We start from the raw sequence: 11,992 nt of genomic DNA on the forward strand, positions 1-11,992 counted from the left end.
AATTAGTATGCAGACAATAAGTGTAAAATGGAAAATAATTGTTTTTTTGTTCATAACAAATATCAATTTACAAGCGCAATTAAAAAGGTATATGTGTGATCAACATTTTGTCTACCAAGTAGGGCAAACTACAGAACTAAGATCTTTACTTTTTAGTGATAAAATTGATTCGCCAGTTTTTAGTTTACAATACGATCAATCATCAAGTTTTTTAAACTGTGATTATTTAGATTTTTGTTATCAATTTGAAGGTAAAACTTATAATTTACAGGGAAAAATATTTAATAAAAAATACGTGTTGGCTACAACGACATCACAAACCGATATTCAGTGTGAAAATTTACTGCCTGTAGATGGTATTTTTAGTATTGGAAAGTTTAATTGCAAGAAATATCAATCAAAAGTTGGAGAGGAAGGTAAACTTGTAGTTTTATTCACGACAAACTTGAATAATAGTATTGATTACAATAAGCCAATGAAAGAATTTGAAGAATTTTCAAGCGTCGAAATTCCTATTCTAGCGAAAGGAGAGATTATAATACAAATTGGGGTGGAATTTAGAGAAAATGGATATTATAAAATTATTGAACTTGTAAGAAATGAAGAAATCAACCAGGAGTTAATAATATCTGAAAAAAATTTAACTGATACTTATAAGTCACTAATTCTAAATGAAAGATTAGATGAAGAGGAAAATGTTTTATTATCTCCAAGTTATTGTTCTATTTTAGATCTTAATGAAAATTTGGGTCAAGATGTCAGAGAGAAAACAGAAGAATTTTTAAGAAATATGTGTATATATTTTGATAATTTTGGAAATATCAATAATAAAGATTTTTGCAGTTATTATAATAGAGAACTTGAAAGAGAGGCAACTTTTTTAAATAAGCATAAAATTTTAAATTCTTTACAAATCGAACAGTTTAAAAAAGAATTAGAGCGTTATAAAGACTCAAATCGAAAAGAAAACTTCATGTAGATTTATTATATTAAGTTTTCAAATATTAAATATACTAACAAACTACAATTTCCAAAAACAAATAAGCACTAATTACTAACCACCACTGCTAGTAATTATTTCAAAAACCTTATGTAATCCAATTACATGAGGCATTTTGCTATGGGAGTAAATCAAAAAAATATAAAGAATAAAAAATCATGATAGAAAAATTAAGTCATTTTCCCGTAAACTGGATTGATGGGATGAAGATAAATAAGAGTCATTTTTTATCTATTCAGGACAATGTTTCTGAGTTGGTAAATGATGCAATTGGTATTCATACCACACCTATAAGTTATGGTCTGTTGGATTCTGGAAACCAAAATAAAGAGGCTACAAAAATCACTTTAGGAATCGATAATCACAAACTGCTTCGCGTTCGTGTAGAAGAATGCCACGCCATAACGCCAAACGGATCAAGAATAGAAATCAGTAAAAGCAATACGGACACATTAGATCTTCAGATTCCGTATCCAGAAGATACTTATGAGATAAAAGACGGCGAACAATTGGTTTTATTGGCTTGTATTTCGGTTAATTCTAAAAAGAGAATTCCTTTTGGCGAACCAGATCCAGATGAAGTACCGCCAAGATATCCGTACACACAGCCAGAATACAAACTGCATTTAATTAAAGCCGAAGAATTCCGCTCAGGAATTGGATACGGTGGTTTTTATCTCGCAATTGGTAAAATCTTAATTGGAGATACTACAGTTTTAGACGAAGACTATATTCCGTCTTCTGTAACAGTATCCTGTCATCCAAAACTGGTTGATATGCAAGCGCAGATTGCCCGTTCGTTTGGTCAGATTGAGATTTACTCAGTTCAGATTTCTCAAAAAATAAACAGAGGACAGCAGACAGGACTTTTACCACAAACGGTAATGCAATTGGCAGACAATACAGGATACTACTTAGGCAGCTGTTTAACTCAGTTCCGCTGGTTTTCATTGCACCAGCATCCAGCTTCGATGTTAAGCACTGTGGTTGCATTTGCTAGAGTAATGAAGAATTTTATCGATTCAAAATCAGGAGCAGGAAAAGAAGAGCTGTTAAACTATTTTGCCGAATGGTGTGATATCTCGCAAGGAGATTTCGAAATATTGTTTACCACGCTTATAAATGCTGGCTACGATCATGTGCATATCGATAAAACAGCTTCACTGGCTATAAATGCTTTAAATAGAATAGAGAGATTATTCGAAACATTAAGCAAACTGGATTACATCGGTAAGAAAAAAGAAAATATTGAATTGTTTGTTGCTGAAACAGAGAAAAAAGACATCGTTCATAACCCGAAACGTCACGGTTTCTTTATAAAAGACTAAAAAATAAAATAGTAATATAATTATGGAAGTATTAAATAAACAAGAACGCCAAAAAGCATTTATTGCTTTTTTAATTGCCTTTATCTTGACTTTTTTGGTTATGCTGATTGCAGTTTCGTTCAACTTTTACATGCCCGTAGCAGAAAACAAAATGCTGAAAGCAGAAAATGAAATGATGAAAAGAGAATACGATTATCAAACTAATTTTTCGGTTAAAATTGACAGTATCAGAATGACAATCGATTCAATCAATTCGCCAAAAGTAGATAACGATTTTCAGCAGCGACTGGCAAATGTTATGATCGCCAATATTTATCAAAAAGTTCCCAAAGACACTACCGAAAACAAAAAATTATATAACAATGTTATTCTAGCCTACAAGAATATCATTGATTACAAAAAACAAATTAGAAGCCTTACACACAATTCGCACCTAATAGACAGTTTGAACCAGTCGGCTAAAACCTACAAAGAAGAGTTAGAAAAAGTAAGCAGAGACTTAGATGTATGTCGTCAGGTTTACCAAAATCAATAATTAGAAATTTAGAGTAAAGAAATTAATAAACTAATCATTTAAAAATTTGAAATTATGTTGTCAAACTATGGAATTGGAGGTAATGAAGTAAAAATTGATGCAGATGAAGCGATCACTGCAATCCCTCAGAACAGAACACTTGTTGCTCAAAAATTAACAGTAGATGCTCCGGTAAAACCAGAATTGGTAGAAGGAATTACAAGCGTTGAAAAAGCATTCGAACATTTTAAGCCAGAAGTAAAAGTAAATTTTGAAACTGCTGATGGCGCTACTAAAGTTGAGCCTTTAAACTTTAAAAACTTAGGAGATTTTGGCATAAAAGGAATCACAACACAAAGTAGTTTTTTATCTGATCTTGAAACAGAAAAAGATCAGTATCAAAAAATTATCCGTCAGTTAAAATCAAATAAGATTTTAAAAGCGGCTTTAGAAGACGGAGAAGCAAAACAAGCTTTATTAGAAAGCCTTGGAGCATTGATCAATGAGTTAAAAGAGAACAAATAAGAAATTAAAATATTTTAGATATGTCAAGTAAAGAAGCATATAAAGGTGATCTAGATACAGCAGTATTAGAGCCAAAAGCAGTAAAAGGAATTTCAATTGAAAGAAATGTTGAAAAACTGGCTAAATACGGCGGTTTTGATTTATTAGAAATGGCAATTGAAGGAGTTCAGAACCTTAATCCAGAGAGAAAAGCAAGAAGAAAAATCTTTTTAGGTGAAGTAAACAAAGCAAAAGAAAGAGAAACACTTTTAAAAACATTAGAACTTTGGACTTCGGTTTTAAGCAATAATGAAGCTTTGACTGACATGGTAGCGCAAAGTGAAGACAAATGCAAAGAATCTGAAGCTTTATTGCAAAAAAACCTTGCGAAAGCTGTTGAAGATACACGAGAAATTGAGGCAGCTTACAGAACGTTAGCTTTATTCTTTAAAAATACAGAATCTGATAAAGTAAAAAATGTTACGATTGTAAACGCAGAATTAGATCAGTTAAAAGATCTTGACAATACTCGTTTTATTGATGCAATTCACTCAGAATTAGTAGATAATTACGATCGTTTAGATCTTAAAAACAACTACGGTATTTTGGTAATTCCAGGCTATTTAGGATCAAATAAAGTAATCGAAAAATGGGCGAAAATTGCGCATGAAAACAAAGTAATGTTGGTTACAGATTTCGAACATCTTGACGAACCGGATGATGTAATGGAAATGTTTGACGCTGCTTCTTTAACAGGAGGAGATGTGTACCGTTCTAACGTAATCATGACTTGCAACTGGCTTGTTGGGCGTGGAAGATTTGATCAAATTGAAGAAAACGAAGATTTGCACATTGCGCCTTCTGCAGCATTAGCAGGAAAAATTTACAAAACATTAATGTCTCAAGTTACTGCGGGTAAGAAATTTGGAGGAATTAATGAAGTTGACGGAGTGAAATTTGATCTTAAGAAAAGCGAAATCGCTAATCTTGAAAACTTAGGATTGGTTCCGATGGTAAATGAATACGGAAAAGTAATGGCTTTCTCTGCTAAAACATTATTCAGCGGAGATAACTTAGGATTACAAACTTATTCTGTAGTTCGTGTTTTTGACTATGTGACTAAAGTATTAATGGATTTCCTTAACCGTCGTGCTTTCGAAAACTTTACTGCTAAAACACGTAAAGAAATTATGAATCAGATCGTTGCTTTCCTTGACGGAATCACTGGTCCAGATAAATTAATTGAGAATTTTGAAATCCGCAGATTCGAACAAGATCCAATTCAAAAAGACAGAATTTATATGGATATCCATATGAAACCGTATTTCCCGGCTAAAAACTTCCTTATTAAAATGGATGGTCACAAAGGTGATGACGGAACAGAATGGGATACAGATTACGAACAAAAATAATTGTACAGTAAATAAAAAAAGGAAGCACATAAAATTGTGCTTCCTTTTTCAACAAAACATTGATCTTTTGAATGATCAAACCAAATAATTCAAATTCATGAACGTACTTAAAATTTTACTTTTAGTCGGTTTGTTTTCAATATCAAATTCGATTAAAGCACAAAAAGTAAATCAAATTGATACTTTAAGCTGTCCTATTACGCAAAATGATTTATTGCTTTCAGGAAAGTTATTTGCAAGTGCGACACCAATTTTACTTCGTGTATACAATGAAGATTACGAATATGCTGTTTTTCAGTTAGGTAAAAGAAAAAGCAGCATCTATCTATATTTTAAGATTTTCACAGATAACGTCTGTGTAAAACAAGAACAGCCTCTGGAGTTATATTTTAAAAATGGAGAACGCTATTTGTTAAAAAATAGTTTTAACGTTAATTGTGACGGAACTGCAGCTTTACAGCTTGGAAGAAAGGATATTAAAAAGTTAATGTCAAACTCTATAAACACAATAAAGTTTTTTACGCTTAAAAAGGACTATGAATTTAGTCCCACAGAAGTTGACAATCAAAATATAAGGTTTTATCTGCACTGTTTAAAGCTCTACAAAGTGAGGAAGAAAAAATAAAATAAATTGTGGAAAATTGATATCACCTCAATATAATCTCTAAAAAAACAAAATATGCCATTTCCAGAATTGAACCTTTCATTAGGGCTTACAGATAACGACGGTTCTGTTTTTTATGCAGGAAGCGGAGAAGGAAAAGTAATTGTAAAAACAGATTCTGCTTTAAAAAAGCATACTATCAATATCACCATTTCGGAACAGGAGGTGGGATCTGTTTATTTGAAAACGTATTTGGAAGGTGCTGAAATTCCTGCTGAAATTGAAGTTCCGGTTTATCAAATGATCGTTACAGATGATAAAACAAACGAGAAAGAAGTATATAAAGTTACCCGTGACACTTTTTTCTATAAAGAACAGACAAAGAAAAAAGGATTGTGGAGTTTTTTGGGCTTAAAGTTTTTAGCTCCAAATAACTTTCTATTTGAAAACATCCCATTTGAGCCTTTAAAAGAAGAAATGGAAACGTATGATATTTCAAGATATAGAAAATTAAATGAAGATAAACTTACCTATAGTTTTCAGAAGGAAGAACAAAATATTCAGCTTTTTGCGGGTGATATTAATACACTAAAAGTGGAGAAGGGAATAAGCTATTTTGTAATTGTGGATGAGAAAAAAGGGCAGAGGTTTATTGGCGATATCTTATACAGAGAAAAACTTCTAAAACTCACGCCATCAGTTAAACTGCACATCATAAAACGCAAGAAGATTTCTAAGGAAATGGAAACAGATAAAAAAGGCCGAGCTAATAAGTTGATTTATATTTAAAAAATAAATTATGAAAGGAGCATTTTACAAACTTCCGATAGATTTTAATAGCGTAATGCAAAAAAAAGAGCTTGAAAAAACCTCTATCGAGCATTCTATCGCGCAACAGATCATTTTACTGGCCACGACGACATTTGGTGAGTGCAAGTTTGATGAAACCTTTGGATCAAAAATTTGGGAAATCGACTTTGATTTACTGATGAATGAAAATACGCTAAAAGAAATTATTTCAAAAACCATGAAACAGACTCTGGCTTTTCATGAAAAAAGAATAAAAGTAAAAGAGCTTATTGTTGAATTATCAGAAACCATGTATTTCGTTGATGATGTCAGCAGGTCAAAAAAGAAAGTTGATATAATATTAGAAGCCACTATAAAAAGTACAAACCGTGATTTTGACTTTAGGGGTTACTTTTTTGTCGGACCATTATCTTATAAATAAATGCTTTTTTAATATTTTATTTCAAGAGCTTAAAAAAGAGTTTGTTGATTTTAGAAATTTGCTTACTTGTGATATTTAATTTATAGATAAAAATTTATTAAAAATCAAATTAATGTAAGATTTTATTTATATATTTACGACATAAATAAATTAATAATTAAAAAAAATTCATTATGTCGTTTTTAACATCATTAACAGTAGCAGGAAAAGATTACAAAGTATTAAACGTTAGTTATGATTTAGCTCAAGAAACAGATGCTTCTGGGCGTCCATCTACAGTAACTCGTGGAGGAAGAATTATGATTGAGGTTGAATCAACTGGAAGCACTGAATTGTTTGAGTGGATGACTAACAATTTCGAAAGAAAAGATGGGTCTGTAAAATTTATCAAACGTGATTCAAATGCTACTTTAAAAGAGCTAAAGTTTACAGAAGCTTACATGGTTAAGTACAAAGAAAACTTTGATCATAACAGTGAAAATCCATTAACTGAAACTTTTATGATTTCTGCTCGCAAAATTTCGATGGGTGGAGGAGAATTTGATAATGCTTGGGTATAATCCTTTGGACTTTATCAATCTTTATGAAACTGAAAGGAAGTCCGATAATGGGACTTCCTTTTTTTGTTTTTCTATTTTGGAGTATCCAGTTTTAAATTGTTACGAATTGGATTTTCGCACTTTCTAAATTAATTATCTAAACAAATCTACAAAATGAGTTTTTTATCTAAATTACAAATAGACGGAGAAGAATTTAATGTTCTTGAATTTAATATTGGTTTTAAACAAGAAATTGATACAACAAGTAAACCTACGGGAAATGCTAAAGGTGGAGTTATAAAAATGATAATTGAAGCAAGTCAAAACAGTCATTTTTTATCTTGGATGTTAAATGGTGATTTGACCAAAGACGGGAAAATTGTTTTTTATAGAAGAGATGCTTTAAGTAAAATGAAAGAACTTACGTTTACGAAAGCATTTTGTATTGCTTATGACGAACAGTTTACAAGCACTACCGAAATTCCAATGAGAATTACTATGGAATTAGTGGCAAAAGAGTTGACTTTTGGAGATGCTAAATTCTCAAATAATTGGATTGCTTTAGATTAATTCTTAAAAGCTAATTAAAAATTAGGACATATTATTATGGCACATTTTTCAGAACAAGTACATATAACTATAGGAGGTTTCACCCAAAACGTTGTTTATTATGATCTAAAGCTATCTCAAAAAATGGCCGACCATCATCATTTTTCTTTCGTTTGGCAATATACTGGCAAAGCGGTAATTAAGCCTGCTGACCAAGCCAAGGCACTTAGAACCTATCTTGGAGATGAGGTAATTTTTACTTTTAAAAGTCTTACAGGAATTAGACTAATGAGCAAAGGTATAATTACAGAACTTTCTTCTATTGATGTTGATGGAAGCCCAGCAGGATTGCACGTTTCTGGCATAAGTCACAGTATCGTTATTGATGATATGAAAAAAGCAAGAACATTTAAAGAGCGCAGTATGGATGATATCGTGCTGAGTATTTTTGCTGAAGGCCCAGGAGAATTTTATCAAAGGGAGTCTATTAAATCAACTTATCTAAAAGAATTTAAAAACCTTTTGCAATACAACGAAACCAGTTTTGAGTTTCTAAAAAGACTAGCAAAACGCCATGGACAATGGTTTTATTTTGATGGAATGCGTATGCAGTTCGGACAAACAAAAAATAGCCAGACCAAATTGATTAATGGCGCTTCGCTGCATAGTTTTAAGATACAGGCTAATATGAGTTCGCATAAAATTTCGCTGAACGGTTACGATTATAAAAACGTATCGACTCTTCGGGAAGCAGCGACTAAAACTTCGTTTGGCAGTAAAGACAGTTTCGCTACTATTGTAGGTTACAATCAAGGAACAGTAGCAAATTCTGATTTAAACAATGCTGCTTACACTACAAATGCCGTAAATAAAGACGAACTCGATGAGATGGTAAAACTGCAAACTGCGGGCAATGATGCCAACAGTATATATTACAGCGGTATTTCTTATTTTCCAATTGGTCTAGGACAGGTTTTTACAATTCAAAATCAAACGGTACAGCACGAATTAATAGCTGTTGAAGTGATACATCATTCTCAAGTGCACGGAAATTACTCTTGCGAGTTTAAAGCAATTCCAGCAGATGTATCTGCACCACATTATACCGATGTATTTGTTTACAGTAAAGCAGAAACGCAGCCAGCACGAGTAAAAGACAATAATGATCCAGAAGGATTAGGACGTGTAAAAGTAGAATTTTACGGTGCAAGCGGTACGGCAGTCACAGATTGGATAAGAATGGTACAGCCTTATACTGGTGCAGGAAAAGGATTTTATTTTATTCCTGAAATTGGAGAAGAAGTCTTAATTGGTTTTGAAGGCAATAATGTGCAGAATCCGTATGTAATTGGAGCACAGTATAACGGACAAGATTCAAGCGGTTATGCTGATGCACAGAATAATGTAAAAGCAATTCATACTAGAAGTGGTCATATAATAAAATTTACCGAAGATGAAAGTATTATAATTACCGACAAAAACAGTAACGAAATAGTAATTGATACTGTTGCAGGAGATATTAATATTACTGCCAACAACACGATTAATTTTAATGCGAAAGATATTAATCTAAATGCTTCTCAGAATATTACGGCTAATGCTGGAATGAATATTACAGAAAGTGCTGGAGCCGATAAAATGAGTATTGTAGGTATGATGCTTAATACTACTGTTGGTGGTGATAATATGTTGTCAGTTACTGGGAATTTTATGGAAAATATTGAGGGTAATTTGGAATCGCATACTGCTAAAGAAAGACAAGAAATTGCAGTTAAAGGAATTGATAATAGTAGTGAAGGTGGAATAAATAAACACTCTAAAAAAGAAATGCAGGTTAATAGTGCCGAAAAATCTAAATCTTACTAATGTATGAGCAGAATAAGAATTGTAGGAGGCACTATAACAAAAACTACTGGAGGAGATCATAATATTTATTCGGAAGGCAATATTGTTTATAATTCTGGTACGTCAGTTAGTTTAACAAGTGATGTAGGTATTAGTTATGGAGAGCCGAAAAATCCTCCAAGACAAGAAATTGTTGAGAGCAAATATAAACTTGAAAGTATATATGCACATGAACAGCTTTCAGCTTTGGCAAAACAACTAGATGAATTGCCTTTTATGTTTTTTATGGTTGGAGTTTTTGGTGAAGAAATTGAAGCCAGTGCATTAAGTAAATTATACAGAGGACTTAGTGATAAGTCTATAATTTCACCAGAAATTGTAGTTACAAAATTTCCTGCTCGAGGAAGAAAAGCCAATTACAGCAATAGTAGGAAAAAAATACTGGTATGGGAACATTTTATCGATCTAGCTGTAAAAGACAATGATGCAAGGGCAGAATTAATGTCGGCTTTGGTGGAAGAATATGGTCATCATATTGATAATTTGTTAAGAACAGAACTCGCAACTAATGGCAAGGAAGATACAGATTATATAGACGAAGGTGCGAAGTTTGCCTATGCTTTATTTAATTTTGATATTTTTAAAGAAACACAGCTTTGTTTTGCCAAAGCAGAAACCCCAAACTTTACAGGAGATTTAATAATAGATTTTTCTGAGCTACATACACAAGTAAAAGAGTATGTAAGCGAGGATAAACAATATGATGCCAACCCAAAAGAAGATGAGGAAGGTTTTGGTGCAGGGTTTGAGGCCGGAATGCATGGAGGGATAGAAAAAGAGGCATTAGAGGAATTTGTTAGAAGTAAAAAGATTACCGAATTAGAAGTAAAGCAAATTTATTATGGAAACTGGCTACGTGATTATTCTCAAATTATATTAGAAAGTACAATACGACTTGAAAAACCTGATATTGATAAAATAAAAAAGAGTGGAATTGAGCATCTTAATGGGCTGTTAAAAATGAATCCATACAAAATGTCTCACGAGGGTTTGGTAAAGCTTTTGGAAATATTGGCGGCCAAAGAATTTGTATTTGGGTCTGATAAATTTACTCCTAATTATAAAAACCATGTTAGGGCTTTTCAAAAAGAGTATGGGGTGCTTACTAAAGATATTTTAGGTATATACCGACCAGAAGAACATATAGACAATCCGAAAGGTCTTAAAGATTTTAGTAGTTTAAGTGTTTCTTTTCAATACGAACATGCCAAAGGAAGCTTTGTTACTAGAAAGTTGTATGCAGGAGAAGATGCTAAATCGCTTGCAATAAACGAACTGAACGTAAAAAATTATATAGCTACAAAAGGTGGTGGCGCGACAGATCCTGAAAGGCCAACATCTGATGCATATATGACTCAACAGCTAAAACTTGCGGTACAGTACGGTAGAAATAAAGATGGTTTTAGACATTTGGGAGCAGCTTTTCATGTACTTGAAGATTTTTTCTCACACACTAATTTTATAGAAATAACTTTAATAAAGGCAGGAAGTATGCTTCTTGACAAAAACGAGAATAGTACCTTAGGCAAAGAATTAGTTTTGGTTTACCCTTGGGTACAAGGTATGCAGGGGCAGGATTATAGTACGATACCTATAATAACAGGCAAGTTTTTATTAGATGACACTATGGCAAGTGTGTTGCCTAAAGCGGGTGAAAAAATGTTTCCAATTGGTATACAGGATTATGTACAGCGAAAACCTGGTGATAGAACTTTTCAAGATGCTTTTATACTTACCACTTTAGAAGATTTATCTACTGGGCAACAGACAGATGGCCTAGAGAAAGATCCTGTTTATATGGGGATGAAGAGTTCGGACTTGCTTGCTATGTATAAAAATTATTTAAAACTGATTGATACCAAGGCCGCTGCTGTAGAATATACTGGCTGGTTAGGAAGAACAATAGACAAAGGGTTAAGTTATATGGGAGATTCCTTAACGACTTTTAATAATATCGCATACAATTTGCTCTTGGGGTCAGTAGATGATGATGTAAAAATAGAACAAACAGAAAATAGCAATAAAAATTATGGCACCGACCCAACGCATACACAAGTAGCCAAAGATGCTCTTAACCATCCATTAAACCCACTTGCGTCTGAGCTTGCTAAAATAGCAGTAAAAGATGTCGCGACAAGAATTCTGGATATCTGGAAAACGGGGAGTGATCCTACAGGCGAAGAGCTTGCCAAATATGTGATAAATAAATATACTTTGCATCCCGTTTATCAGGTTACAGATTGGGCTAATGAAGCAGTTAATAAATGGGCAAAAAAAAATGATATAGAGGTTATTAAGAGACTTCAGAGTACTACTCCATATGACCATGCTGAGAAGGTTACACAAAGAGCGATTAGCAACAAAAAAGTGCAGGAAATTTTAAATTATTTTAAATGAAACAATTCG

General features: G+C 32.7%; 12 protein-coding genes. All 12 read left to right on the plus strand.

Translation table 11 applies throughout. From position 1 onward, the window contains the following. The first annotated feature begins 7 nt into the window (after positions 1-7). A complete protein-coding gene (locus tag OZP10_RS17325) occupies positions 8-979 on the plus strand; it encodes a hypothetical protein (protein ID WP_281631997.1) in 972 nt (323 codons plus the stop codon). A 179-nt stretch (positions 980-1,158) separates the two neighbouring features. After that, entirely contained in the window at positions 1,159-2,328 is a 1,170-nt protein-coding gene (locus tag OZP10_RS17330; protein ID WP_111424121.1) for a hypothetical protein, read from the plus strand. A 22-nt stretch (positions 2,329-2,350) separates the two neighbouring features. Continuing rightward, positions 2,351-2,863 (plus strand): type VI secretion system TssO, encoded by a 513-nt coding sequence (gene tssO, locus OZP10_RS17335; protein ID WP_281631998.1) that lies wholly within the window; start codon positions 2,351-2,353, stop codon positions 2,861-2,863. 54 nt (positions 2,864-2,917) lie between these two features. After that, entirely contained in the window at positions 2,918-3,367 is a 450-nt protein-coding gene (locus OZP10_RS17340) for a hypothetical protein (RefSeq protein WP_281631999.1), read from the plus strand. 20 nt (positions 3,368-3,387) lie between these two features. Continuing rightward, positions 3,388-4,758: a DUF5458 family protein gene (locus tag OZP10_RS17345; RefSeq protein WP_281632000.1), complete on the plus strand. Its 1,371-nt coding sequence runs from the start codon at positions 3,388-3,390 to the stop codon at positions 4,756-4,758. A 97-nt stretch (positions 4,759-4,855) separates the two neighbouring features. Next, positions 4,856-5,383, plus strand: coding sequence for a hypothetical protein (locus OZP10_RS17350; RefSeq protein WP_281632001.1), 528 nt, complete (start codon positions 4,856-4,858; stop codon positions 5,381-5,383). Between the two features lie 54 nt (positions 5,384-5,437). Beyond that, on the plus strand, positions 5,438-6,151 hold the full coding sequence (locus tag OZP10_RS17355) for a hypothetical protein (RefSeq protein ID WP_281632002.1): 714 nt from the start codon (positions 5,438-5,440) through the stop codon (positions 6,149-6,151). 10 nt (positions 6,152-6,161) lie between these two features. Then, on the plus strand, positions 6,162-6,593 hold the full coding sequence (locus tag OZP10_RS17360) for a GPW/gp25 family protein (RefSeq protein ID WP_281632003.1): 432 nt from the start codon (positions 6,162-6,164) through the stop codon (positions 6,591-6,593). Positions 6,594-6,766: 173 nt separating this feature from the next. Next, a complete protein-coding gene (gene tssD, locus OZP10_RS17365) occupies positions 6,767-7,153 on the plus strand; it encodes a type VI secretion system tube protein TssD (protein WP_012025247.1) in 387 nt (128 codons plus the stop codon). A gap of 153 nt (positions 7,154-7,306) precedes the next feature. Continuing rightward, positions 7,307-7,702: a type VI secretion system tube protein TssD gene (gene tssD / locus OZP10_RS17370; protein WP_281632004.1), complete on the plus strand. Its 396-nt coding sequence runs from the start codon at positions 7,307-7,309 to the stop codon at positions 7,700-7,702. Between the two features lie 36 nt (positions 7,703-7,738). After that, positions 7,739-9,547: a type VI secretion system Vgr family protein gene (locus OZP10_RS17375; RefSeq protein WP_281632005.1), complete on the plus strand. Its 1,809-nt coding sequence runs from the start codon at positions 7,739-7,741 to the stop codon at positions 9,545-9,547. Between the two features lie 3 nt (positions 9,548-9,550). Next, a complete protein-coding gene (locus tag OZP10_RS17380) occupies positions 9,551-11,983 on the plus strand; it encodes an HET-C-related protein (protein ID WP_281632006.1) in 2,433 nt (810 codons plus the stop codon). Positions 11,984-11,992: the final 9 nt, after the last annotated feature.

This window comes from Flavobacterium luteolum (assembly GCF_027111275.1).
Taxonomy (GTDB): Bacteria; Bacteroidota; Bacteroidia; order Flavobacteriales; family Flavobacteriaceae; genus Flavobacterium; species Flavobacterium luteolum.